Source organism: Gordonia malaquae (genome assembly GCF_037148075.1).
Classification (GTDB): domain Bacteria; phylum Actinomycetota; class Actinomycetes; order Mycobacteriales; family Mycobacteriaceae; genus Gordonia; species Gordonia malaquae.
Genome location: NZ_JBBCUB010000004.1, coordinates 216,279 through 240,215, shown reverse-complemented (window position 1 = coordinate 240,215; position 23,937 = coordinate 216,279). Strand labels below are relative to the sequence as shown.

Sequence of the window (23,937 nt, the reverse complement as noted above, 5' to 3'; positions counted from 1 at the left end):
CTATACCGCCTCTCGAACGTCGATCTTCCCCGTGACTGCATCGGTGATGAGTGCAGACCGGTATTCGCGGAGAGTCGAGATCATTTGGGCGGATTTGTCGATGAGAGTATCGATCCTTCTGACCTGCACTCCGAGTGAGTCGCAAATTTTGACCTGTGTCTCTACCGGGGGTAGGGGTACTTCCATACGCTTGAGGTTTGAGGTCGTCAATTGGTTGATGGTCGAGCTCAAGAATGTGGCCTTCTGGTAGTCGAAGAGATTCGAATTGAAAACCCAGAAAAGGTACTTGTTGTGTTCTGATCGGAACACGGTCATGAATGCCCCAAAGGTTTCTCCGGACGTTCTCTTGTCTATCGAAATGTTCTTTCCGATTAGTTCACGGCTTCCGTTTCTTGAGCAGATTAGTATATCTCCTGATCGGAGTCTTAAGTTGTCGGGAATGTGCGTGGACACGTGGACGCAGTCTTCAAGGGATAGCTTCCTATCTTGAATATTAGAAGACCGTAAAACTAGTGATGAACTGGCGGTGCCGGGATCGACGACTTCATCTGGAGAATAGGTTAGCCCAATGACTGGAGTTCCGACACGCCGAAGCGTGACTATCTCCCAAGACTGGGGAATCATCCCGAGCCACTCGATCTCAGAGTCCTTCATCTCGACGTTCGGGTTGAGTCCCTTCGTGACGGCCTGGGTGATCGTGGCGGCGCGGTCTTCGCGCAGGGTGGCGATGAGCTGCTCCTGTTTGGCGATCAGCGCATCGATCTTGGCGGTCTCGCGGTCGAGGAAAGCTGCGATCCGGCGCATCTCACCTCGGTCGACCAGGCGGATCGGGATCGACCCCACGTCACTGCGAGATATGGACTCGAAGGTTGACCCAGTTGCCAATGAATGAAGAAGGTCGTTCTGATGGTGAAGTGTCCACCACACAAATCTGGTGTCTGCATCAACCGGTCGGATGGCACAAATTCCGCGACCTATTCCAAGTCTCCTGTCGGCAATATTTAGCGCCCCTACGGGAGCTCGTACTGAGAGAAGTATGTCACCCTGCTCGGCATTCTTGCGGGGGGAGGTCACTTGTAGTTGGGGTGTGGGATACTCTCGACCAAACTCAGCATTTCCTTGAATGAAGGGGTGTCCATCGTTGAGTGGAGTGACATCGGCCGAATCTGGAGACTGTCCAGAAATGATCTTTGCAACCGATTTTAGTGGCGCATTCCTCACGCTCCCACCTCCGTCAGCAATACCTGGATCTCACCGACAAGATTGCGTAAGTCTGTCTGGATCTCCTCCAGTGGCCGTGGCGGCGTGTACCGGTAGAAGTGTCGGGTGAACGGGATCTCGTAGCCGATCTTGGTCTTGTCGTGGTCGATCCACGCATCGGGGACGTGCGGGCGGACCTCGCGGTCGAAGTACTCGTCGATGTCCTCGGAGAGAGGCACGTTCTCGGTGTCGCGCAGCGATGAATCCGCTTCGGTCTTGCCGCGGGTCACGACGATGTCGGCGTCGGGGTCGTGCTGGCCGACGGTCGTCCAGATCGCCTTCACCATCGGCGCGCTGGGCTTCGTGATGCCGGAGGCCTTGAGTGCGGACTTCACGTCGGTGACGAACTTGTCGCGGTTCGACCACGTCCGGCCGTCGAGAGTCGTCAAGGCCTCCCGGATCGTCGACTGGTCTGCATCGGGCAGTTTGGCGACGGCCTTCACCGCGAGAACCTGTTCGATCATCTCAGCGTGGATGTGGAAGGTGAGCTGGAGCGGTCGCTCGACGGTGATGGTTTGGTAGCTGAAGTCGGTGTTGCCGAAGACCTTCGACAGGGCAGGTTCATCGTCGCCGGTGTCGTGGCGGAACTCGTCGTAGAGCCTGCAGATCGTCGCGATGTCTTCGTCGCGAAGTTCCTTGCGCTTGGAGCCGAGCGACTTCCGCATCTTGCCGTACATGTCGACCGCGTTGATCAGCTGGACCTTCCCCTTGCGTTCCGGGGTCTTCTTGTTGTCGAGAATCCAGATGTAGGTAGAGATTCCGGTGTTGTAGAACATATCGGTCGGCAGGGCGATGATCGCGTCGAGGAGATCGTTTTCGATGATCCAGCGACGGATGTTCGACTCACCCGAGCCGGCCCCGCCGGTGAACAGCGGCGACCCGTTCAACACGATCGCGAGACGCGAGCCCTCGTCGTCGGATTTGCGGACTGGACGCATCTTTTTGATCAGATGCAGCAGGAACAGCAGCGATCCGTCGGACACGCGGGGCAGGCCGGGGCCGAAGCGGCCGGCGAATCCTCGCTGGTCGTGTTCGTCGGTCACAGCCTTCTGCTGCGTCTTCCACTCGACACCGAAGGGCGGGTTGGAGAGCAGGAAGTCGAAGTGCTCGCCGGTGAAGTTGTCGTCGACGAGAGTGTCGCCGAGGTAGATGTTGTCGACGTCCTGGCCCTTGATGACCATGTCGGACTTGCACATGGCGTAGGAGCGAGCGTTGATCTCTTGTCCGAATAGTACGGGCTTGGCCTGGGGGTTCATGTCAACCAAGTGGTCGTAGGCGACGGACAGCATGCCGCCGGTGCCCGCAGCAGGATCGTAGATGGAGCGGACGATACCGGGCTTGGTGAGTTCGAGACCCTTATCTGCGTAGAGGAGATCGACCATCAGCGCGATGACCTCGCGCGGAGTGAAGTGGTCGCCGGCCTGGGCGTTGTTCGACTCAGCGAACTTGCGGATGAGCTCCTCGAAGATGTAGCCCATGTCGTGTCCGGACACGCGGTTGGGATGCAGGTCAACGCCCGCGAACTCCTTGACGATCAGGAACAGGCGGTCCTTCTTGTCTAGCTCGGCGATCAGGGTCGGGAGGCCGTACCCGTCGAAAACGTCGCGAATATTGGCCGAGAAGCCTTCCAGGTAGTCCTGGAGGTTGTCCGCGAGGCCGGCGGGGTCGGCAGCGAGCTTGCCGAAGTCCCAGACAGACGTGTTGAAGAACGGCAAGTGGGGGAACTGAGAGCGCAGGTAGGTGAACGGGTCGATCCCGAGACCCTCTGTCTTCTGGTACTCCTTCACCACCGCATCCTTGTCGGGTGCCAAGATTGCGTCGAGGCGACGAAGAATAGTGAACGGAAGAACTACGTCGCCGTACTGATTTGGCTGGTAGGGGCCGCGAAGAAGGTTCGCGATGTTCCAGATGAGACTGGCGTTCGTGGTGGCCATTAGGCGTTGTTTCCTCTGTGTTCGGATGTGCTGATGCGACGATACTGGGTTGTTCGGACAAGTTGCCCGAGCGTTGGTTCGATGGCTCGACTCAACGGGTGACTGTCACGGAACCGGTGCTGATTGCGCTCTCGATCAGACCGGCCAGCGTGTCCAGTCGACCCAATGTGGCGGCTGCCTCACGGCGCGCTCCCTCGACTGCCCGGAGCGAGTCGGCTAGGTTCTTTTGATCGGGCTCCGGGAGGACGGGAATGTCGATCCGTGACGGCATCACCTGCGAGGCTCCTCGCAAAGTGGGTAGCTCGACGACCGAGGCGTTGATACAAGCGACCAGGTAATCGGGGTCAGGAGCGCCGGAGACCGCTGGGTCGATACGGACCAAGTAGCAGGTGCGGCTGACCGCCCAACCTGCAGCGGAGAAGCGCGTAGCAGCAGGGTTTCGTCCTGACACGAGCGACATGAGAAGGATGTCACCGACTTCCGTGAGGAGACCTGGAGCTTCCTGGACAGAGATGTATCTCTCGGGGGTTGGCCCCATCGGCTGACTGTTCATGATGACTCGAGGGTCGAGGACAGGTATTCCGGTCGTCGGTTCATGCTCGGCGTCTGCCTGAGTAGGCGATGCGCCGACGTTGCCGCGGTGGATGGTGACGCCAGGCAACTCGGACAGGCGTACGCGGCGAACCATACTCGGGCTGGAAGCCGCGAACGTGCCGATCACAGGGCCGATTGAAAGGCGTTCAGCGATGGTCTGGATCTCTTCGACAAGCTTGTCAGGCCCGGGTGCGTCGCGGCGGCTAAGCCAAGTTGCGGGGAGAAGGGTGGAATCGGGCACCAGGAGTTCGCGAGCAGACGCAATCACGTAGTTGGAGTCGTTCTCGGCCTCTTCACCCTGTCGCCAGAGAGAGTAGGCGTACATGACGTCAGTCCCGCTGAGGTCGGAAGCGGCTCCTTGCGAGTGACTAGTCATCTGGCCAAGGAAGACTCGATCGGGGTTCCGTGTTTCCCCAGGGCGAGCGAGGACCCACAGTGCCGTCTTGATCGCGGCGTAGTGCGTGAACAGCCCCTCGGGTAACGAGATGACGGCCTCGATCGCGCCCTGTCTGATGAGCTCGTGCCGTAGCGCTTCTGACGACTTGCGGAACAGTTCGCCTTGAGGTGTGACGACGTACGCCCGACCGCCCGATTCGAGGTGAGCGATGGCGTGTTGCAGCCATACTCCGTCCGACCGAGGCCTCGGACGGCCGAACACCCAGCGAGCATCGTTCGGGTCGAAGTCGTCGCCGAAGTCGCGCAGACTCCAAGGTGGCGTTGTGACAACCGCATCGGCGAGAACGTCGTCGGCCGGGTCCACGCCGAGTGAGTTACCAAAACGCACATCGACGGGCTGCTGGGACAGAATCGCTCGGCGTTCGAGGTTTGCGAGCGCTTGTTTATCGACATCTACGCCGACGAGACGAATGTCGTCACGTACCTTGAGGCCAGTCTGGATCAGGGTGTTCCCAGCTCCGACGGCCGGATCGAGGACGACGGAGCCATGCTCAGTGAGCATCGAGTCGACCAGATCGGCGATGAGACGACTCAATGGCGACGGGTCGCATGGGTTACGTCTGCTGTCCCATGCCTGAGCCTGATCGAGAACCGCGATCAGTTCTGCTGCAGGGACGTCGCTCGCGAGAGCTGCGATAGTGACGGCGATCTCGGGGAGTGTCTCGGAGTCGTCGACCATCTCGAAATGACCTGGGATCAGCGGGTTCAGCGCTGTGCGGAATCGTTCCGCCGTTGCTGCGAACGAAATTGCTTCGCGAGCTTGGGCCGGGGTGAGGGTGCTGAGAGTTCGAGGCGGGAGATCGACCGAGCGTGCGACGGGGGAGTCCTCGACGGAGAGGCCTTCGGCGGGACCGCGGTAGAGAAACTCTGCGACGAGGACGGCCCCGACAACGTCGAAGTACCGATCTACGGGGATTCGGTTGCGGAGAAGCTCGAGAATGTCGGATGCCACCTGGCGCGCACCCCTCTTGGCTTTCGCAGGTACGCTCAGCCTTCCGTGAGCCTTTAGCCACTCTTCTACTTCCTTACGGAGAAACAGCGGGCTGCGCGCGGTTGAGTGTTCGATGGGCGCGGGGAAGTCGTGGTAGCGCTTGCGCCACTGTGTCACTGCGGCGCGACTGACACCGGCGATGTCGGCGATGTCCGTGGCTCGGATCTGGGGGCTATCCATTGGATGGTCTTTCATTTGGTGGGAATGATCGTTGTGAACTGTGCCGCGAGGCGCAGCCTGCGCGAGAGTTGGTTACTTCGCGATATGACATGAGTCGCCATTCCACAGCTGGCCAGGTAGGCAAGGTCCTCGGCGAATCCGCCGTCGCCTGATCCGAGGTATGCCGCAGCGAACCGTTCGCCGAAACTCTCAGTACGCATCGCATGGCGAAGGGCTCTATCGGCACCGTTCGGGCCTGACTGGGGAGCCAGTAGGCGAGCGCCTGGCCATGCGTATCCCGCCGCAACCAGGTTGTGGTGCGAAGCTCCGATGATCACATGGTCGCCCACTGCGATTCCGATCGCGCGATGGTAAGCGCCCATCGCTGCCTGCGCCTCGAAGATCTTGAAACTTGCTGTCCCACACATGTTCTCGATGTCGATGAAGTGAACGGCGCGTTGATCCCCAAAGCGTGCCGGAGTGCGGACTGGGGCAACGGTTAGATGTCGGGCGCTCGACCGCCTGGCATTCGGGAGATTCGCGCTACGGGAGGCGTCCTCGGACATTTGGTGGTCCCTTCGTTGTGGCTGTTGATCTAAGGCAACCACTCCGCACCCGCGTTGTCAACGGGTAACAGCATGGGACGCGTTAACAACTATCGAATCCTGATTCTTTGCGTTGGCTGCGTAGAGCGACTCTGGGTAGCCCGGCCTAGAGGAATATCGGGCCTCTGAAATGGCGTTATTGGCGTCTCGACGAGCTTCGGTTTGTTAACTCAAGCAAGGGATCGGGCTGTTGATGGCGCGGCGGAGTCGCCATATATTCGTCCGAACGTATTAGTATCGTTGGTTCAACTGGTCGGACCGTCGTAGAGGTGATGTTCGCTGCCGAGTCACCGGTCAAAACCGAAACCGGTACTCCCCGCGGGAAACGCGTCGCATCGCCCACATAGCCGTACGATGGCGTCATCAGGCGAGCGCGCGTGGTCTGCGACTCGATAGGGATCGCTGCGATTGCCAGCCAGCGACGGAACTCTGCGGTCGCGACAGTTGGCAAGTGAACCTGCACCGCAACCCATGCTTTGCTGAGCATGCGCACTGGCGGCAGCCGTTTGCTGATTCCGGTGGGTCGATTGACTCCTGGAGGAGGACGATCAGATTGTCGCCCCAGCACACCGGAGTGGTCCGTTGATCGTTGCCGTGGAACCGGCCGCCGAGGTGCTGTTTGAAGACGATGGTGCCCGACAAGCTTAGGCAGGTCGATCCCGTCGTGTCCGCGACTTTGGCGGGAGCCAGTGAGCATCCGACGACGCGAATTGGCGGCTGCGGTGTCGGCGTTGACTGAACGGGGTTGCGTGTTCTTCGATTCCAGATAGAGCAACTGAGGCAGGCCATCGACCATCACAATCTGCATCTGTAGAACCGCGCGGGCCATCGCTTCTATTTGCCGCCGGTCGAGCCCGGTAGACAGCAGCGGGCAGGTGCGAGGGGCCGCGGGATAGTGCGCGACGTACATCGACTTGCCGCGATCGACTGGGTGAACAAGATGCGTGCACTCTGGGCAGACGTAGCGGCCCGTCCGACTCGCTCTGCCGGGTTTGATCGACCGTCCTGAGACGACCTCGATTGCTTCTTCCATCGCTACACGACTGGCCGATGCCGGCGCTGAGCAGGCGAACTACGTGGAGGTTGTGAGGCAGGACGCGGGCAGCGTACGCGTCGAAGAGCGTTGGGCAACGTCCCCGCCTTTCTGGGCTGGTTCGCGCATCGGAGTCCGTGCGCCTGATTGAGGGAGTTTGGCTATCGCCTCGGGCGGACCATGCGTGAACCATAGATGCCCGCTACGACGCCTTTTCGTGGTCGGACGATCGGGTGACACGTCTTTGACGTCCGCCGTCACAGATGGGAAGCGGCCCTCAGGATGTCGGACCCTCATGGCATGGTTACGCCAGTTGTCGTGGATGAGTCATCCGTGGAGAGGGGCGAAATATGTCGAGTGACGCAAAGTTGACGAGCACTGCGACCGTCGACGAGGTGTGGGATCTGATCGAGCAGACCAGCACTCCCGATGAGGTCGCGTTCACGGTTCTCGCCGCGATGTCGAGCGATGGTGATTTGCGCGCGCAGATCGGCGGAGCGGCGTCGCGAGAGCGTCCTTCAAAGGCTGGGGCCGAGCGGCCCGACCCGGCACTCGCATACGTTCGGGCAATCACCGTCGAAGGGTTCCGCGGCGTCGGCCCGCAGGCGTCGTTGGTCCTTGACCCTCGTCCTGGTTTGACGGTCGTCAGTGGACGCAACGGATCAGGCAAGTCGAGCTTTGCGGAGGCTTTCGAGTACGCGGTGACGGGCCGAAGCTATCGGTGGGAGAACAAGAAGTCGAAGGTGTGGCAGGACGCGTGGCGGAACCTCCACCACGGCAGCCCGTGTCGGATCGGCGTAGAGGTAGTCCAACAGCCTGAGGGCGAAGGCGATGCACAGCGGGTGCTGATCGCGGCACGCTGGGATGAAGTCGGCGGTCTCGATGATGCGACAACCTGGGCTCGCATTGCCGGCGGAGAGAATCAGCCGGTGACGTCCCTCGGATGGGATCGCCCAGCGGAGCTGTACCGCCCGATCCTCAGCTACGACGAGATCGGCGGCCTGTTCGAGGAACGGCAGTCGGCACTGTACGACGCGCTCAACAAGATCCTCGGGCTGGATGAGATCACCGATGCGACCGCACGGATCAGTTCGGTGATCAAGGAGATCGGTGATGAACGCAAGCGTGCGAATGCGCTGCGGCTCGCGCTGCGCAAGGCACTCGCTGCAGCCGACGACCCCCGGGCCGGAACGGTCAACAAGGCGCTGGCGAGCAAGCCGTACAAGCTCGACGTGGTGGAGAAGGAGATCGCCGGTGCAGAATCGCCGCAGCAGCGGCTGATTCAGGAACTGAAGGCGTGCGCTGATTCGGTCCTCGTGGATCAGGCTGTCGTCGACGGAGTGGTCAACGACTATCGGTCAGCGCTGGAACAAAAGCTCGGCGCAGCGGAAACGGCCCTCGAACTGCTGTCCACGCGGACGACCCTGCTCCGCGACGCACAGCGTTACGTGACGGAGGCAGAAGCCGCGGACTGCCCGGTGTGCGAGACTCCGTTGCCTGCCGAGTGGCAGCAGTGGGTAGCGGCGACGATTGAGGACAATGCGCGGGCCGTCGAAGCGCACGCCGACATCATCGACGGGTGGAAGGCAGCTAGCCGACACGTGTCCGAGCTGGTAGCCGGATTGCCCGACGTCTCACTCGACGGTTCGGAACTCGTCGAGGTGGACGCCTACCGTGCGGCCGTCGCTCGCCTTCGTGAACTGCCTGAGCAGAGTGCTGTCGCCGAGCATGTGGCGACGGAATGGCCGCGAGTCGTTGCTGCGCACGAGGCACTGACTGTCGCGGCCGCACGGCGAGCAGACGAACTGACCGACGCATGGGCGCCGCTGGTGGAAGAGATCGCCACGTGGCTGTCCGCCGAGAAGGCGGCTCGTGTCCACGACAATGCACTCGACAACCTGAACGACGCCAAGAAATGGCTGAACGACCATGGTGCGCAGCTCCGTGACCAGCGGATGCAGCCGATCGTCGACTCGGCTCGGGACATCTGGTCACGGCTCAAACAGGAGAGCGACGTCGACCTCGGCGCGATCGAACTGCTCGGCACAGGCACCCAGCGCCGCGTCGCACTGACCGGCAGCGTCGACGGTGAGGACACCGGTGTCCTCTCGGTGATGAGCCAAGGCGAGCTGCATGCACTGGCGCTTGCACTGTTCATCCCTCGGGCGACGGTGGGGGACAGTCCATTCGGATTCCTGTTCCTCGACGACCCGATTCAGGCGATGGACCCAGCGAAGATCGATGGGTTCCTCGCGGTGCTGCAGGAGATCGCGAAGACGAGACAGGTGGTTGTGTTCTCGCACGACGACCGTCTGCCCACCGCGATCCGGCGGCTGTCTGTCGACGCGACCCTGTTGGAAGTCAGCCGTGAGCCCGGGTCCAAGATCTCGGTCAAACGCGCCGAGGTCACCGCTGACCGGTATGCGGCCGACGCGTACTCGCTGATCCGCGACGAAGGCGTTCCTGCTCACGTCAAGAACGCGGCCGGGCCGGGCCTGTTCCGCCTCGCAGTCGAGAGTGCAGCGAAACAGCGCTACTTCCACGAGTGCACCCGCGCAGGAATCGCGTACGCGAAAGCCGAGGAAGACTGGGCCAAGCTCATCGGGACGAAGGCGTGCGTCGCAGTATCGCTGGGTCGCGACCCGAAGGAGTCGTTGGGTGGATGGCAGAGCCCTCATAGTCATCCCCACCGGAACAACGTGATGGGCATCTGCACCGTTGGAGTTCACGAGGGCGGAATTCTCGGGCTCGACGACGTACGTGATCTACGGAAGACGCTGCGAGATCTCCTGGGGTCGAAATGAGGAGCGTCGAGGCCACAGCTGCGCTCGGGTACGCCGACGCGTTGCTGTCGGGGCGAGTGATCCCCGAGTCCGGCAATGCCGCGCGCTTGGCCGCATTCGTTGCGCGCCAAGCTGTCGAATGGCTGGTCGACGCTCGGTGCGCTGAACTAGGGGCCGCCTGTCCGAACGCGAAGATGGCGTCCAAGCTCGCAGTGTTGAAGTCGCTGGACGAAACTGACTTCGGTCCGACGATCGCCTATGCCTGGAACCGGCTCAGCGAGTGCTGTCACCAGCATGCGTACGAGCTCTCGCCGACTGTTGTCGAGGTGTCGGCGCTCTGCGTGTCGGTGGCGGAGTGCGCGTGAGGTATGGAGCGGATGGGTGTTAGACGTGTCCTACCTACTGCTATGGGTCTACGGCTGAGCGATCTGTCAGACGTCGGCGGTATGGTTCGCACGTACTCGCATTCACTTCTGATCGCGAACGACGGGGAGGGTCAACGGTAATGACTGAGCTCACTATCAAAGACCTCGCCGCAGTCGTGTACTCGTCAGGCAAGGTGTTCGACGGTTTGGCGACGGGACGCCTCGACACCGAGAACTTCCTCGCCAACGGGAGTCTCGAAGGAGTCGCGTCGCGCGCCGATCTCGCGCTCCTGCAAGATCTCCGCGACGCCGCGCAGTTCATCATCGACCATCGAGGGGCCACAGTCGATGCTGAGTTCGTGAAGGCCGTCAACGCAACGATCACCCGAAGTGGTGCACTCCATCCGGGGCGACTCCGGACGCGCGAGCAGCGGATTGGAGTGGCGACCGTACACGGACGGCATGAGCCCGACGCACTGTCGGATGCCGATCTGCAGGCTCTCGTCGATCGCGTCACTGGAAGTTCGGACGTTCGGAACCAAGCCGTGAACCTGTTCGTCCACCTCGCGAAGGCTCAGCCGTTCGAGGACGGCAATAAGCGAACTGCAGTGTTCGCGGCGAACGCGCTGCTTCTCGGAACGGAGGCTGGAGACCTGCTCACCATTCCCGTCGACGAGAATGATCCGAGCGTTGCCGCGGAGTTCAACGACGCTCTCGCGCGTGCGTATGTCTTCGGTGAGCACGACCGCGTTCTCGCTTTGCTGGAGCAGAAGGGCTTCGTCCAGCTGAAGTGACAGGGGGAGATAGTGCCACTATTACCCCTGTAGAATGCACCCGTGACGAACTCTCCCGCGGACCATCCCCGCCCAGTCCTGGTCGTCGACTTCGGTGCTCAGTACGCGCAGCTCATTGCTCGGCGTGTGCGCGAGGCCCGGATCTATTCGGAGGTGGTCGCCCATGATGCGACGCTCGAAGAGATCACTGCCAAGAACCCGGCGGCGCTGATTCTCTCCGGTGGCCCGGCGTCGGTGTACGCCGACGGCGCCCCGACGATCGACGAGAAGCTGTTCGACCTGGGCATTCCGGTGTTCGGCATTTGCTACGGCTTCCAGAAGATGACGACGGCGCTCGGCGGCGAGGTTGCGAACACGGGCGGACGCGAGTTCGGCCGCACCAACTTCACGCCCAACAGTGAGGGCACGCTGCACCGTGGTCTCCCGGAGGCCCAGCCGGTGTGGATGAGTCACAACGACGCCGTGCAGGTTGCACCGGAGGGCTTCACGGTCACCGGTTCGACTCCAGGTGCACCCGTCGCCGCGTTCGAGTGCGTCGAGCGCAAGATGGCCGGCGTCCAGTACCACCCTGAGGTGCTGCACAGCCCGCACGGCCAGGAAGTCCTGACCCGCTTCCTGTACGAGATCGCCGGTCTCAAGCCCACGTGGACCGCTGCAAACATCGCCGAAGCACTCATCGCCGACGTCAAGGCGCAGGTCGGCGACGAAGGCCTCGCGATCTGCGGTCTGTCCGGTGGTGTCGACTCCGCTGTTGCCGCAGCGCTGGTCCAGCGGGCGATCGGTGACCGTCTGACGTGCGTGTTCGTCGACCACGGACTGCTGCGTGCGGGCGAGCGTGAGCAGGTGCAGAACGACTTCGTCGCCGCCACCGGCGCCCGCCTGGTGACCGTCGAAGCCGAGGAGACGTTCCTCGGTCACCTCGACGGCGTCTCCGACCCGGAGACCAAGCGCAAGATCATCGGCCGCGAGTTCATCCGCTCGTTCGAAGGCGCCGTCTCCGAGGTCCTCGGCGACCAGGCCGCGGCAGGCAAGAAGGTCGACTTCCTCGTCCAGGGCACCCTGTACCCGGACGTCGTCGAATCCGGTGGCGGCAGCGGCACCGCGAACATCAAGAGCCACCACAACGTCGGCGGTCTCCCGGAAGACCTCGAGTTCAAGCTCGTCGAACCGCTCCGACTCCTGTTCAAGGACGAAGTGCGCGCCGTCGGCCGCGAACTCGGACTGCCCGAAGAGATGGTCGCCCGCCAGCCGTTCCCCGGCCCCGGCCTCGCGATCCGCATCGTCGGCTCGGTCAACAAAGAACGGCTCGAACTGCTCCGCAAGGCCGACCTCATCGCCCGCGAAGCGCTCACAGCGGCAGGCCTCGACGGCACCATCTGGCAGTGCCCCGTGGTGCTCCTCGCCGATGTCCGCAGCGTCGGTGTCCAGGGCGACGGCCGAACCTACGGCCACCCGATCGTCCTGCGCCCGGTCTCCAGCGAAGACGCGATGACCGCCGACTGGACCCGCGTGCCCTACGAGACCCTCGAGATCATCTCCACCCGCATCACCAACGAGGTGGAAGACGTCAACCGCGTTGTGCTCGACGTGACGAGCAAGCCGCCGGGGACCATCGAATGGGAGTGATCACTCCCTGAACCACCACGTCAGCCCCCGCCTCGTGCGGGGGCTGACGTGTCTGTCGGCTCAGTGCCAGTCGACGATGGCCTCGCGTAACGCTGCTCGGATCTCGTTCGGCTTCCTCGTCAGGTCGATCTGCCGAACACGGACCGGGATTCCTGAGATGTCGACGTCCAGATCCCGTCCAGGCGACCCGTCGACCAATGCGCCCAACAGCAACCCGCAGGTTGTGTCCGATGTCAATTCGGCGAACACCGATGCGTAGGCATAGACCTGTCGGACATAGTGGGGCTTGACCATTGCTTTTCCGAAATGACGATCGAAGACCGGGGCGAACTTGCACTCAACGATCGTCTGCCGTCCGCCTCCGCGGATCACGACATCGGCGTTGAGAAGAGGCAGCAGCGCGAGATGGGCCGGATCGCCGGTCGCAGGCCACGGTCGCTTCGCGGCTCGGACCGACGCACCCGCGCGACCGAGATGGAAACTGTAGAAGCCGCGGACGGCTGATTCGAACAGTCGGCGAAGCTCCCTCTCGTCACGAACGATCGCAGGCAACATGACCCGGCCCGCTACATGTTCGGGTGCACACATGTCGCGGACTAGGCGGCCGAGCTGGACCAGCCTCTGATCCGCCGAATCGGCATGGCCGTACTGCTCACGGGCCATCTCCGTCGGCAGCGGGTCAGTGGCGCTCACGCCGCTGCGCGCCAACATCTGAGCTGTCGTCAGACACTTCCGACGCACTCGATCGGATTGGGCTTGTTGCGCCGCACGACGCAGCGTGACAAGCATGAACCTGTAGCGCGGCAGGTCGATGGTCTGTTCATGGAATCGACATATCACGCGGCCCGACTCCATCGAGCGGCGTCGAGCCGTGCCGAGGTGGTCGATCCGACCTCGAACCCGAGTGAGCGAATCCACGCGGGCGCGATAGCTGACGGCCAGCATCGACCTGATTCGCGACGCCACCTCGTCCGTGAACGTCTCCGCTAACGCGTCGAGGAGGTCGTTGTCCCGCTCACCGTCGAGTAGCGACTCCATCCGGTCGGCATCGGTCAATTTCGCCACGTAATCCGATGCGTACAGCAGGAGAAACCACACGCTCCGAACATCGATTCGAGTGGTGCCCGCACCGGCGGTGAACACGTCAGATACCTGACAGCAGGCTGTCGACCACGTCGTTCACGGTCGCCGGATCGTCGTGCCAGTACTCCCGGAGCTGCGGTTCCACCGATGACCTGACCACGGCGGTGAACCAGGTGGCCAGGTCGGGAGCTTCAAGTCCCGGTGTGAAGTAGGCATGGCCGATTCGGAACGAGGGCCCGAGAGACAGATCCGCTGCGATCTGGTCGTTCATCGCCATGATGCGGACGGCCAGTTCGTCGATCAAATCTGCATCGACACCCCGGAACCGCGCACGCAAGCACTGCTTCCATGCGTCGTTGAACTGGGGCTCGAGGTCGAAGAATGCGAACCGCCGACGCAGGGCGAAGTCGACAAGCGCCAACGAACGGTCGGCGGTATTCATCGTGCCGACGACGTACAGGTTCTCGGGCAGGAAGACGGCGAGCTCGGCCTCGCGCATATAGGTCAACTCGAGTGCATCCGCGGGATTGCGCTTGCTGCGCTCGAGCAGAGTGAGCATCTCGCCGAGTGCTTGGCCCGGGTTGCCGCGATTGAACTCTTCGATGACTACCACGTGCGGAATGTCGGGATACTGCCGTGCGCGTTCCGCGTGCTCCAGGAGCGGACCGTCGACGAGCGTGAGGGTGCCGTCGCCTCCAGGTCGCCATCCCCGCACGAAGTCTTCGTACGAGGTCCCGGGATGGAACTGAACAGACCGGACGGCGTCGTCGATGCGGTCACCGATCAACGCGAACGCGAGGCGCCGTGCGAGCCACGTCTTTCCGGTCCCGGGCGCACCCTGAAGGACGATGTTCCGGGTCTCGTGCCAGCGAGTGATGATGTCGCGGAGCTCCGAAGCCGAATGGAACGCACCGTCTTCGATGATCGACTCGACTGTGTACGACGACTCGCGTCGATCGTCGTCGGGCTCGGTCGTCACGGCGGGAACGTCGTCGATGTCGGCGACCTCGTCGGGCCGCCAGATCGATTCGAGCGGACCGTGATAGAAATCCGGAGTGTCGCCGGGCTCTTCCTGCAGCCAGTATCGAATCTTCGCGAGGTCGACGTCGACGTCGCCCGTTGATACACATCCGGTGACCGCAGGGAAGAACGCTTCGACGATTTGCTTCTTGTGGTGACCGGCGACGATCGACATGAAGAACTTGGGGTGGCCGAGGAAGGTCAAGCAGGAGCGCAGGGACGGCTCTGAGGTGCCGGGAGCGTTGTTGACCATCGTCCGCCATGCGAACGGATCATCATAGGCAGCGGCGATCTCTGTCTCGGGAAATGTGCGGAGATAGCGGACGAACTCGATGAGGACCGACAGTTGCTGGAACCGACGAACTGCGAAGGCGACACCACCCCAGAACACCGGGTGATCGAAGGCCTCGTCGATCTCGGCTGGAATCTGGTAGTCGATCCCCGCGTTGCGCAGGGCAGACGTGGCGTTCTTGATCTTTGTGGCCTTGTGGAACTGCATCGTCGGAAGCATCTGCAACAGGTAGATCTCTGCGAACAGCAATCGCACGTCGTCGCTGACACCGTCCAGCTGGATGTCGAGTTTGTCGTCGAACGACTTGCCGGACACGTCCGGTTGGTTCACGAAGTGTGAAATCAGTGTGTCGATGTTCGCGTCGGTCCACACGTCGCGGTCGGTCAGCACCGAACCGCCGTACCGCGCTGCGTGCAAGAGCATCGCGGCCGCGACTCGAACAGGTTCTTCGCTCGGCCGATGCGAGCACGGGATCGGCGGAAGGTCGATCGGTGTGATGGCGGTCGAATCGGTTGTCATCAGGTGTTCCTCATTCACGGTGAGATGTCGGTCGGCGTACGGTGTGTCGATTTACGTGGGAGCCGCTCGTCGAGATGCCTTCTGCGCCACGCGGAGAAGACGTCGGACGTTGCGCGTCATTGTTGTGGAGGTGACGCTCGTGGGTGTCAGCGGGCTCGGTAGATGGGCTCGAGGTCGCGTTTGCCGGTGATATTGACTAGCGGGATGTCGTCGATCTGTCCGAACGTGAGCATCGACTCGGGCCGCGACAGGCGGTCGACGTCGGCCTTCGAAGGCTCTGGTGCCAGCGCAGCGGTGTCGCAGAAATCCCACCCGTCGATCGAATCGTGAACCCACAAGCGGTCGGACTCGTCGAGCTGATGGTCGTGGGACACGAACCAATTCGCGATCAGCCTCCGTTGAGCTGGGAGCAGGGTCCAGACCTTCGTCTGATCTATCCGCGCGTGCGCGGTCGGCCGGGTGACGCCGACCCACTCGAGCTTGCCGTCCTGGTTGAGGAACTGCCAGAACCGCCATGTCTTCACATCGACCATGGCCGTCATTGTGACGGACAGGTACGACATTTCGGGTCGTGTGGGATGGTTTCGACACGATTTCTAGGTCGTGCCTTCGGTGTTGCCGATTTCGTGAGCTCCGTGAAGGGCTCAACCAGCGGTTGGGGGCGGTCCGTTAGAGTCCGAGAAATGGGATTCTTCCGTAAGAGCGAGGCGCGAGATGCTCCGGTGCCGAAGCCGGGAACGCCGTTCACGTTTCGGGTCGACGACATGTTCACCATCACCGGTCGTGGGCGGGTGTTCACGGGTGTCGTCGAGTCCGGCGAGGTAGTCATCGGGACGTCGGCCGATCTTGTGCTCGACGATCGGGTGCTGCCGGGTCGCGTGGCGCGGATCGAAGCTCGTCGACGCAAGTCGCAGACTCTCCGTTCAGGCGAGACCGGGGGAGTGTTCCTTGACGGCATCACGACCGAGGACCTCCCGTTGCGGCACTCCGACGGCGACATGCGTGTTGATGTCGCGGCGCTCAAAGGCGCGTTGATTCGGTCGTCGGACTGACGGTCGTTCGACTCAGCTCGCGGGCAACAGCCCGCCTAACGCCGCCGCATGCCGGAGGCTACGAGGCCGAGACCGATGACGACTCCGACGGCGAGGACGGCCCAGGGGAGGGCTCGGGTGTCGCCTAGACTCGGGCCGCCCAGCAGGCCCCATCCCGCGACCATCAGCGCCAGAATGCCGAGGACCGCGAGGCCGGGGCTGCGGCGACGTTCGGCCGATTCTGCTTCGAGAGTGCTGTTCTCAGTCATCGGATCATCTCCACATCGCCCACGTTCACGTGGGCGTCGATTGTCAGGGTGGGAGTCTTCGCGTCGGGGTTGACGACGCCGTCCTTGCAGTTCACGTTGCCGACGGTGACGCTGCAGTCGGTGCGGACACGGATGTCGTCGGGCAGGAACACCTTGATCTCGCCGATGCCCTGGCGGATCGAGACGGTCCGGTCCTTGTCGAGCCCGTTCAGCTCACGCAGGTCAAGCGTCGTGGAGCCGATCGTCAGCGAGTAGTCGTCGCGCAGGTCGGACGACGTCGGGGGAGTCCACGTCCGCTCGCCGATGCCGCCGGACGGGAACGTCTCGCCGGGTCCTGCGAGCGCGGTGGTCGCGAGGACGGCGACCACACCGAGCGCGGCCAGCGGAATCAGACCCGATCCGCTGTGACCGGCCGGCCGGCGCTGGAAGGATGCAACGACCAACCCGGTACCCAGCACGGCCAGCACCAACGATGCGATGCGTCCGGGCGTCAACCACCCAACTCCGGCGAGGGACGCGGCCGACGTCGCCGCACCGGTCATCACGGCGAGCCCGAGGAAGATCGGCGTGACAGGCGAGCGCGGGACCCGAGGCGCGGGCGGTTGCACGGGTTCAGTCGGCTCGGGCAGATCCCACGCGAACCGGGCCGCACCCAGCGGATCCCAACTCGGGGGCGCATCGGCGGGCGGAACGTCCTTGGTGAGCTGGACGGTGTCGCCGGACTGCTCCGTCGCCGCAGCGATACCGGGCTCGGCGCCACGGTCGACGGACGGAGAGCTCCCGACCGGCGAGAAGTCTCCGATGGTGGAGGAACCGCCGTGCGCGAGCTCGGCGGCAGACGTGCCTGCCGGGGCGACGGGAGTCCGCTGGTAGAGGAGATACCAGCCGCCGGCCATCAGGACCGCGCCGAGCACACCGCTGGTTCCCCATGCGTTCGGGGAGCCGATGATCGACATCGCGATCACCGCGATGATCACCAGCGGGATCCACCTCAGGTGGCTTCGATGCCCGGCGCGCGCCCACGGCGGCCCACCGTGCCACTGGTGCGCCTTGCTCTCGTCGTCGGCGGGCAGCGCGATCGCGGCGGCGATGTACAGCAGGATGCCGCTGCCGCCGAACAGCGTCGCGACCACGAAGGCCACCTTCACCAACGTCGGGTCCACCCGATAGCGCTCACCGACACCGATGCACACACCTGCGACGGTGTTGCCGGAACGACGTCGCACGGGGCGCGTGTTCCACATGTCTTGGACAGTCGAAGCGTTCATGCCATTCATCTTGGCGATGATCGCGCCGCCGTGAATCCGGCGAAACCCTGAGATGCTCCCTGATGTGCGAACCGGCCACGACGTGCCACTATCGAATCAATGAGAAGAGAACTGCGCACGAGTACAACCGTGCCGCGACTGCATCGACGCAGTGGCGGCAAGGTGATCGCCGGTGTGTGCGGCGGCGTCGCCGACCACCTCGGCGTCTCCGTCTTCCGGGTGCGAGTCGTGTTCGTGGTGCTCGCGGCGCTGGCCGGGGCCGGTGTCATCGCCTATGCGCTGCTCTGGTTCTTCTGCCCGACCGGCGACGACACCGCCGCGGCGCCGCCGGGGGAACGACGCCAGGCGCATGGCCTCATCGTGATCGGCGTCCTCGCGCTCGCCGCGAACGGCATGGCGGCGACGAGCGCGCCCGCGCAGTCGATGCTTGCGATCCTGTTCGTCCTCGGCGGCGCCGCCATCGTGTGGCGAGAGGCCGACGTCACCGGCATCGCCGCATCGCAGTCGCGAACGTTGACGTGGGTCAGGCTGGCGACGGGTGCCGTGTTCGTGATCGGCGGCCTCGTGGTCATGGTGACCGTCCCCGACACCGCGCTGGCGGGCATGCCGCCGATCGTCGTCGCGGTCCTCGCGACACTCGTCGGCGCAGTGCTGCTGACCGTTCCCGTCTGGATGCGCATGCTCCGCGCGTTGAACGAGGAGCGGGCTGCACGCATCCGAACCGACGAACGTGAAGAAATAGCCTCCCACCTGCACGATTCTGTCCTGCAGACGCTGGCGCTGATCCAGAAGCAGGCCGCGAACCCCGACACCGTCGCACGCTTGGCGCGCAGTCAGGAACGAGAGCTCCGCCAATGGCTGTTCGGCGACCGCGCCCGACCCCGGGAGTCCCTCGCCGCGGCGATCAGCGCTGTCGCCGTCGAAGTGGAAGACGCATACGGCGTCGAGATCGAAGCCATCACGGTCGGCGACGTGACGCCCGACGAAATGCTCGACCCCACCCGCGCGCGCGGCTGGAGCGCACTCGTCTCGGCAGCCCGCGAAGCGATGGTCAACGCGTCCAAACACTCCGGCGCAGCGACGGTCGACGTGTACTGCGAAGTGGCCGACGACCAAGTGGAGGTGTTCGTCCGCGACCGCGGTGCGGGTTTCGACGTCGACGCCGTCGACCCCGACCGCCAAGGCGTCAGCCGTTCCATCCGAGCCCGCATGGAGCGGGCAGGAGGCGCGGCACGCGTCAGCTCGACCATCGGCCGCGGCACCAACGTCGCACTGACCCTGCCGCGTGCCGCGGGTGAGATCGCTTCCGCTACAACAGAAGACGCACCCGCACAGACCGATCAGGAGATCGCATGACCGCCTACCGTCTCTTCCTCGTCGACGACCACGGAGTGTTCCGCTCCGGAGTCCGAGCCGAACTCGCGGGCGAGGACGGCATCGACGTGGTCGGCGACGCGGGCACCGTGCCGCAGGCCATCAGTGAGATCGTCGCGACCCGACCCGACGTGGTGCTCCTCGACGTCCACATGCCCGGCGGGGGAGGCGTCGGCGTCCTGCGCGGCGTGACCGACGCACTCGGATCCGAGGCCCCGGTGTTCCTGGCGTTGTCGGTGTCGGACGCGGCGACAGACGTCATCGCGACCATCCGGGCGGGTGCTCGCGGCTACGTCACCAAGACCATCAGCGGCACGGAACTCGCCGACGCCGTCCGACGTGTCGCCGAGGGCGACGCCGTGTTCAGCCCGCGCCTGGCCGGGTTCGTCCTCGACTCGTTCACCGGTCGCTCCGCCGTCCCCGAACCGCACCTCGATCCGGAACTCGACTCGCTCACCAAGCGCGAACTCGAAGTGCTCCGGCTGCTGGCGCGCGGGTACACCTACCGTGAGATCGCCGAAGAGCTCTTCATCTCGGTCAAGACCGTCGAGACCCACGCATCCAACGTGCTCCGCAAGACCCAGCAGTCCAACCGGAACGCCCTCACCCGCTGGGCCGTCAACCGCCAACTTGGCTGACTCTCTCGGCCACGCCGCAAGCCTTTCGATTCACTCCGTTCGCTCAAGGAGCAGGATGCACCCCACTGCTCGTTGAGCGAACGAAGCGAGTCGAAGCGTCGCATGAAGGACGCTAAACAGTGAGAACGATGATCCCGGCGATGATGGCCGTGAGCAGGACGAACAGGGCGAAGATCGCTGCGGCGAGGCTGGCGTTGCTGCCTCGCTGAGGCTGATGATGCTGCGGCGGATAGAACTGGTACTGCGGCTGCGAGTACGGACGCTGCTGCATCGACGGGTTCGACGGGTACTGCTGCGGCGGGAGCGGTTCGGGAGTTGCGCGAGGCGCGTACCGGCCGGGCGGGGGTGTCGGAGTGCCGACGCGCGTGTGCGCATACGGCTCGGGTTTCTGCAGCATCACCGACGGCGCAGGGGGACGGACGCGCGTGTGATTCGGCTTCGTCGAGACGAGGCCGGTCAGGACCTTCTCCGACGTGCCGAGTTCGGACGCCGCGTATTGGACGAGTAGATCACGGGCCTGCGACATCGTCGGACGGTTTGCAGGCGACGGCTCCAGTAGGCGCAGCAGAATCGGTTCGAGTCCGCCCGCTCGTGTCGGCGGATCGATGCGGGCGGCCGCGGCGCGGTGCAGCGTCGCGATGTAGTTGTCGCCGTCGCCGAACGGTGGTCGGCCCTCGATCATCGTGTACAGCGTCGCACCCAGCGAGAACACGTCCGACGCCTCGCCGGGTTCGTCACCGCGCGCCACTTCGGGTGCGAAATAGGCGGGCGTTCCGGTGACGATGCCGGTCTGGGTGATCGACACGTCGTCCTTGACACGAGAGATGCCGAAGTCGGTGATCTTCACCAGGCCCGTCGCGCGCCCGCTGTTGGCGATCAGGATGTTGGCGGGCTTGATGTCGCGGTGGATGATGCCCGACGCATGGGCTTCCGCGATCGCGTCGGCGACCTGCGCGATGATCTGCGCGGCCTCGACGGGCGCGATGGTCTCGTTGTCGCGGAGCACGTCGGCCACGCTGTGCGACGGGAGGTACTCCATCACCAGCCACGGCTCTTCGCCGTCGAGCGCGACGTCGTGCATCGACACGGCGTTCCGGTGCGAGAGGCGAGCGGCGATCCGGCCCTCCCGCATCGCTCGCTGGCGGTTGGTGAGAGCCTCGTCGTCGGACATCCCGGCGACCGACAGGACCTGCTTGACGGCGACGTCGCGGTCGAGGAGCTGGTCGCGCGCAACCCACACCGCGCCCATGCCGCCCCGCCCGATGCGCTTGACCAGGCGGTAACGGCCGGCGACGAGGTACGAGGGTCCAGGCTCGGCCGATCCGGTCATGCAGCCATCGTAGCCGGGGCCTGTGACAGTCCATTCGGACACTTGACGAGTTATTCGCACATGTGTTCGGATAGATGGCATGAGTGGAGTGCTCGGGTTGGTCGACACCGACCTGGTGCGGACGCTCCGGCTGCCGGAGTTTCCGCGCCTGGCGGTGCATGAGGTGCTGGCGCCGGCGATGCTGCGGTCGGTGACGGTGGAGCGTGCCCATCCCTACGACTACGCGCTCGAGACGATGGTCGGCGACGACCGCGAGATGCGGGTGCTGATGAACGCAGCCGCGGTGTTGCGACGTGAACTCCGCCGCCGGTCGTGGCGACGATCGACGGTGGCCGTCGGCGTGACCGGAGCAGATCCCTACGGCGTTCTCGAAGAACGCTATCGGCTTATGCCCGGGGTCATCTCGGCGCTCGCCGAATCGAACACGCCGTTCGCGCTGTACACGGGTTCGGATCTGATCGTGCGCGACGTCTCGCTGCTGCGGGTGGTGCGGCACGCGGTGCCGACGACGATCGTGATGACCGTGCCCTGCCTCGACGACGACCTGTGTCGCCGGGCCGATCCGGACGGTTCGCTCCCCGCCGCGCGGATCGAGGCCGTTCGACGCCTCGCCGACGCGGGGCTCGAACCGCACGTGCGCATCGCACCGTTGCTGCCGTGTCTGACCGATTCGTCGTCGCAGTTGGATGCGCTGCTGTCCGAACTGTCGGACGCCGGCGCGGTCCGCGTGTCCGTGTCGGTGCTGCAGCTCGACTCCGACGACGGCTATCTCGATTGGCTGGCCCAGGAACATCCCGCGCTGCTGCGTCGATACCGATCGCTGTACGGGCGCGGTTCGTTCGTTCCCGCGGATTACGCAGTCCGACTCCGTGAACGCATGACGCCTCTCGTCCGCGAGCACGGGCTCGCCAAACCCGACGAGGTCGCGGCAGAAGAGGGTGCGGCGCCGCAGGCGGTCGGTGTTGTCGAGCCCGAGAGTTTGACGCTGTTCTGACCTTTCGACGCGCTTCGCTTGCTCAAGGAGCAGGGATGCAGGCTCGTTTGAGGAGCAAGGGGATGCAGGCTCGCTCAGTGGGCGCTCGTATCGACTGCTCCTTGAGCGAGCTTGCGAGTCGAAAGGTCGGCGGAGGTGATTGGATTAGCGGGTGTCCGCACATGACGTGATCGCGACGGCTGTGGCCGTGATCGTGCTGGCGGGAGTGTCGGTCGGCGTCTTGCGCTGGTACGGCGTCCGCGAGCGGTGGGCGACGGCGTCGGCGATTCTGCGCGGGATGGTCCAACTCGCGGTGGTCAGTGTCGCGCTGACAGGCTTGATCACGCATCCCGGATTGGTGCTGCTCGCGGTGTCGGTCATGTTCACGGTGGCGGTCGGCACTGCGGCGCGACGCCTTGCTGCTCCTGGAGCCTTTTGGCGGACAGCCGGATTTGTTGCGCTGGCGGTGGCTTCGGGTGTGGTGGTCGCGCTCGGAGTGGTGTTCGCGACCGGTGCGCTGGAACCGACGTCGCGATACCTTTTGGCGTTGTCGGCGATCGTCATCGGCAACACCATGAACATCACGACGCTCACCGGACGGCGTCTCACCGAGACGCTCATCGAGCGCTGGGGCGAGGTGGAGGCCTGGCTGGCGCTCGGTGCGACGCCGCGTCAGGCGGCGGCGTCGATGGCACGACATGCGGTGCACAGTGCGTTGGTGCCGTCGATCGATCAGACCAAGACCACCGGGCTGGTCACCTTGCCCGGCGCCTTTGTGGGTGCGATCTTCGGTGGGCTCTCGCCGGTGGAGGCCGGCCGCTTTCAGGTGCTTGTTCTGGCCGCGCTACTGGCGTCCGGATCGATCGCGGCGGTCGTGACCGCTCAGGTCAGGGCTTCGTCGCCGACGCGGCCCGAATCGTTAGTGTCGCGTGTCAGCACGCGACACTGGACCAGGGCGGGCGGCCACCGCTGACGCTGCACAGACAACGGCCGTGAGCAGGATCGTGGCAGTGGTCGCGACGATGACGGGCGTCTTCAGTGGAACCTGAGATACGAGGCCTGTCGCTCCGATGCTGACGAACAGGTCGCCGTAGAACACTGCGGGCCAGATGAGCGTGATGAGCGGTGCGAGTGCTGCGAGTGCACATGCAGCGGCTGCGACCGCGTTCGCCAGGGGGAGGAGCGGTCGGACTTTGGGAGACGGCATCAGGCCGATCAGCGCGGCAAGAATAGCCGCGACTGCTGCTGCGACCACCGCCCATCCGACGCCGACCACGCCGAGATCGTCGCCGAGATCGACGCTGGCCATGGCGAGCCCGTTCCACGACCAGTCGAGGCCGAGCGGGGCCAACGAGATCCACGGCAGGGCGGTGAGCGCGATCGACGTCACCGCGGCGATGATCGCGGCGAACGGATAGAGGCGTGACTGCATGCGTCCGAATCTACGTGGCGTACGGAAGGGTCGGGGCCGCGACCAGGAGCGTTGACGGTTGTCGGAGGTCGGTCGTACAGTATCGAACAAGAGTTCGAACAGTGGGAA

Annotated in this window: 19 protein-coding genes; 9 read left to right on the top strand and 10 right to left on the bottom strand. The window is 64.0% G+C overall.

Translation table 11 applies throughout. The features are described 5' to 3' along the window. The 3 genes from WFK36_RS15525 to WFK36_RS15515 all read right to left on the bottom strand — a co-directional run bounded on the left by WFK36_RS15525 (position 1) and on the right by WFK36_RS15515 (position 5,196). Entirely contained in the window at positions 1-1,221 is a 1,221-nt protein-coding gene (locus WFK36_RS15525; RefSeq protein WP_336792754.1) for a restriction endonuclease subunit S, read from the bottom strand. Further along, on the bottom strand, positions 1,218-3,194 hold the full coding sequence (locus WFK36_RS15520) for a type I restriction-modification system subunit M (RefSeq protein ID WP_336792752.1): 1,977 nt from the start codon (positions 3,192-3,194) through the stop codon (positions 1,218-1,220). Before WFK36_RS15520 ends, WFK36_RS15525 begins: the two co-directional genes overlap by 4 nt. Positions 3,195-3,285: 91 nt before the next feature. Then, a complete protein-coding gene (locus tag WFK36_RS15515) occupies positions 3,286-5,196 on the bottom strand; it encodes an HsdM family class I SAM-dependent methyltransferase (protein ID WP_336792751.1) in 1,911 nt (636 codons plus the stop codon). A gap of 2,186 nt (positions 5,197-7,382) precedes the next feature. Here WFK36_RS15515 and WFK36_RS15510 point away from each other — a divergent pair. The 4 genes from WFK36_RS15510 to guaA all read left to right on the top strand — a co-directional run bounded on the left by WFK36_RS15510 (position 7,383) and on the right by guaA (position 12,600). Further along, positions 7,383-9,836: an AAA family ATPase gene (locus tag WFK36_RS15510; protein WP_336792750.1), complete on the top strand. Its 2,454-nt coding sequence runs from the start codon at positions 7,383-7,385 to the stop codon at positions 9,834-9,836. Next, positions 9,833-10,180: a hypothetical protein gene (locus tag WFK36_RS15505; RefSeq protein WP_336792749.1), complete on the top strand. Its 348-nt coding sequence runs from the start codon at positions 9,833-9,835 to the stop codon at positions 10,178-10,180. Before WFK36_RS15510 ends, WFK36_RS15505 begins: the two co-directional genes overlap by 4 nt. Positions 10,181-10,320: 140 nt before the next feature. Further along, positions 10,321-10,974 carry a Fic family protein gene (locus tag WFK36_RS15500; RefSeq protein WP_336792747.1) on the top strand — a complete coding sequence of 218 codons (654 nt, stop codon included), beginning with the start codon at positions 10,321-10,323 and terminating at the stop codon, positions 10,972-10,974. Positions 10,975-11,016: 42 nt separating this feature from the next. Then, entirely contained in the window at positions 11,017-12,600 is a 1,584-nt protein-coding gene (gene guaA, locus WFK36_RS15495) for a glutamine-hydrolyzing GMP synthase (protein ID WP_336792745.1), read from the top strand. Positions 12,601-12,660: 60 nt separating this feature from the next. On the opposite strand, the gene WFK36_RS15490 is transcribed toward guaA, so the two are convergent. The 3 genes from WFK36_RS15490 to WFK36_RS15480 all read right to left on the bottom strand — a co-directional run bounded on the left by WFK36_RS15490 (position 12,661) and on the right by WFK36_RS15480 (position 16,047). Then, positions 12,661-13,743: a 5-methylcytosine restriction system specificity protein McrC gene (locus tag WFK36_RS15490; RefSeq protein ID WP_336792743.1), complete on the bottom strand. Its 1,083-nt coding sequence runs from the start codon at positions 13,741-13,743 to the stop codon at positions 12,661-12,663. Position 13,744: 1 nt separating this feature from the next. Continuing rightward, complete coding sequence (locus WFK36_RS15485) at positions 13,745-15,514, bottom strand: McrB family protein (RefSeq protein ID WP_336792741.1); 1,770 nt, start codon at positions 15,512-15,514, stop codon at positions 13,745-13,747. 146 nt (positions 15,515-15,660) lie between these two features. Next, a complete protein-coding gene (locus WFK36_RS15480) occupies positions 15,661-16,047 on the bottom strand; it encodes a hypothetical protein (RefSeq protein WP_336792739.1) in 387 nt (128 codons plus the stop codon). A 150-nt stretch (positions 16,048-16,197) separates the two neighbouring features. Here WFK36_RS15480 and WFK36_RS15475 point away from each other — a divergent pair, with 150 nt between their 5' ends. Further along, a complete protein-coding gene (locus tag WFK36_RS15475; protein ID WP_336792737.1) occupies positions 16,198-16,566 on the top strand; it encodes an elongation factor Tu in 369 nt (122 codons plus the stop codon). 35 nt (positions 16,567-16,601) lie between these two features. Here WFK36_RS15475 and WFK36_RS15470 read toward each other — a convergent pair whose 3' ends face one another. Together WFK36_RS15470 and WFK36_RS15465 are read right to left on the bottom strand one after the other, a co-directional pair. Beyond that, positions 16,602-16,814 carry a hypothetical protein gene (locus WFK36_RS15470; protein WP_008380939.1) on the bottom strand — a complete coding sequence of 71 codons (213 nt, stop codon included), beginning with the start codon at positions 16,812-16,814 and terminating at the stop codon, positions 16,602-16,604. Continuing rightward, positions 16,811-18,082 carry a PspC domain-containing protein gene (locus tag WFK36_RS15465; protein WP_336792735.1) on the bottom strand — a complete coding sequence of 424 codons (1,272 nt, stop codon included), beginning with the start codon at positions 18,080-18,082 and terminating at the stop codon, positions 16,811-16,813. Before WFK36_RS15465 ends, WFK36_RS15470 begins: the two co-directional genes overlap by 4 nt. A 99-nt stretch (positions 18,083-18,181) precedes the next feature. Between WFK36_RS15465 and WFK36_RS15460 the strand changes: the two genes are divergently transcribed. Both WFK36_RS15460 and WFK36_RS15455 read left to right on the top strand, forming a co-directional pair. After that, a complete protein-coding gene (locus WFK36_RS15460) occupies positions 18,182-19,438 on the top strand; it encodes an ATP-binding protein (protein ID WP_336792734.1) in 1,257 nt (418 codons plus the stop codon). Next, entirely contained in the window at positions 19,435-20,094 is a 660-nt protein-coding gene (locus WFK36_RS15455; RefSeq protein WP_008380934.1) for a LuxR C-terminal-related transcriptional regulator, read from the top strand. Before WFK36_RS15460 ends, WFK36_RS15455 begins: the two co-directional genes overlap by 4 nt. Positions 20,095-20,206: 112 nt before the next feature. Here WFK36_RS15455 and WFK36_RS15450 read toward each other — a convergent pair whose 3' ends face one another. Further along, positions 20,207-21,424 carry a serine/threonine-protein kinase gene (locus WFK36_RS15450; protein WP_336792732.1) on the bottom strand — a complete coding sequence of 406 codons (1,218 nt, stop codon included), beginning with the start codon at positions 21,422-21,424 and terminating at the stop codon, positions 20,207-20,209. Between the two features lie 79 nt (positions 21,425-21,503). Between WFK36_RS15450 and WFK36_RS15445 the strand changes: the two genes are divergently transcribed. Further along, on the top strand, positions 21,504-22,418 hold the full coding sequence (locus WFK36_RS15445; RefSeq protein ID WP_336792731.1) for a radical SAM family protein: 915 nt from the start codon (positions 21,504-21,506) through the stop codon (positions 22,416-22,418). A 151-nt stretch (positions 22,419-22,569) separates the two neighbouring features. Continuing rightward, complete coding sequence (locus WFK36_RS15440; protein ID WP_336792730.1) at positions 22,570-23,370, top strand: ABC transporter permease; 801 nt, start codon at positions 22,570-22,572, stop codon at positions 23,368-23,370. Here the strand turns inward: WFK36_RS15440 and WFK36_RS15435 are convergent. Then, complete coding sequence (locus tag WFK36_RS15435; protein ID WP_336792728.1) at positions 23,317-23,829, bottom strand: hypothetical protein; 513 nt, start codon at positions 23,827-23,829, stop codon at positions 23,317-23,319. The genes WFK36_RS15440 and WFK36_RS15435 overlap by 54 nt on opposite strands. Positions 23,830-23,937: the final 108 nt, after the last annotated feature.

What these genes read in the sequence shown, in the direction of transcription:
- WFK36_RS15520 (WP_336792752.1), bottom strand. Translation starts at nt 3,194, where the DNA reads ATGGCCACCACGAACGCCAGTCTCATCTGGAACATCGCGAACCTTCTT.
- WFK36_RS15510 (WP_336792750.1), top strand. Translation starts at nt 7,383, where the DNA reads ATGTCGAGTGACGCAAAGTTGACGAGCACTGCGACCGTCGACGAGGTG.
- WFK36_RS15505 (WP_336792749.1), top strand. Translation starts at nt 9,833, where the DNA reads ATGAGGAGCGTCGAGGCCACAGCTGCGCTCGGGTACGCCGACGCGTTG.
- WFK36_RS15500 (WP_336792747.1), top strand. Translation starts at nt 10,321, where the DNA reads ATGACTGAGCTCACTATCAAAGACCTCGCCGCAGTCGTGTACTCGTCA.
- WFK36_RS15485 (WP_336792741.1), bottom strand. Translation starts at nt 15,514, where the DNA reads ATGACAACCGATTCGACCGCCATCACACCGATCGACCTTCCGCCGATC.
- WFK36_RS15480 (WP_336792739.1), bottom strand. Translation starts at nt 16,047, where the DNA reads ATGGTCGATGTGAAGACATGGCGGTTCTGGCAGTTCCTCAACCAGGAC.
- WFK36_RS15475 (WP_336792737.1), top strand. Translation starts at nt 16,198, where the DNA reads ATGGGATTCTTCCGTAAGAGCGAGGCGCGAGATGCTCCGGTGCCGAAG.
- WFK36_RS15470 (WP_008380939.1), bottom strand. Translation starts at nt 16,814, where the DNA reads ATGACTGAGAACAGCACTCTCGAAGCAGAATCGGCCGAACGTCGCCGC.
- WFK36_RS15465 (WP_336792735.1), bottom strand. Translation starts at nt 18,082, where the DNA reads ATGAACGCTTCGACTGTCCAAGACATGTGGAACACGCGCCCCGTGCGA.
- WFK36_RS15460 (WP_336792734.1), top strand. Translation starts at nt 18,182, where the DNA reads ATGAGAAGAGAACTGCGCACGAGTACAACCGTGCCGCGACTGCATCGA.
- WFK36_RS15455 (WP_008380934.1), top strand. Translation starts at nt 19,435, where the DNA reads ATGACCGCCTACCGTCTCTTCCTCGTCGACGACCACGGAGTGTTCCGC.
- WFK36_RS15450 (WP_336792732.1), bottom strand. Translation starts at nt 21,424, where the DNA reads ATGACCGGATCGGCCGAGCCTGGACCCTCGTACCTCGTCGCCGGCCGT.
- WFK36_RS15445 (WP_336792731.1), top strand. Translation starts at nt 21,504, where the DNA reads ATGAGTGGAGTGCTCGGGTTGGTCGACACCGACCTGGTGCGGACGCTC.
- WFK36_RS15435 (WP_336792728.1), bottom strand. Translation starts at nt 23,829, where the DNA reads ATGCAGTCACGCCTCTATCCGTTCGCCGCGATCATCGCCGCGGTGACG.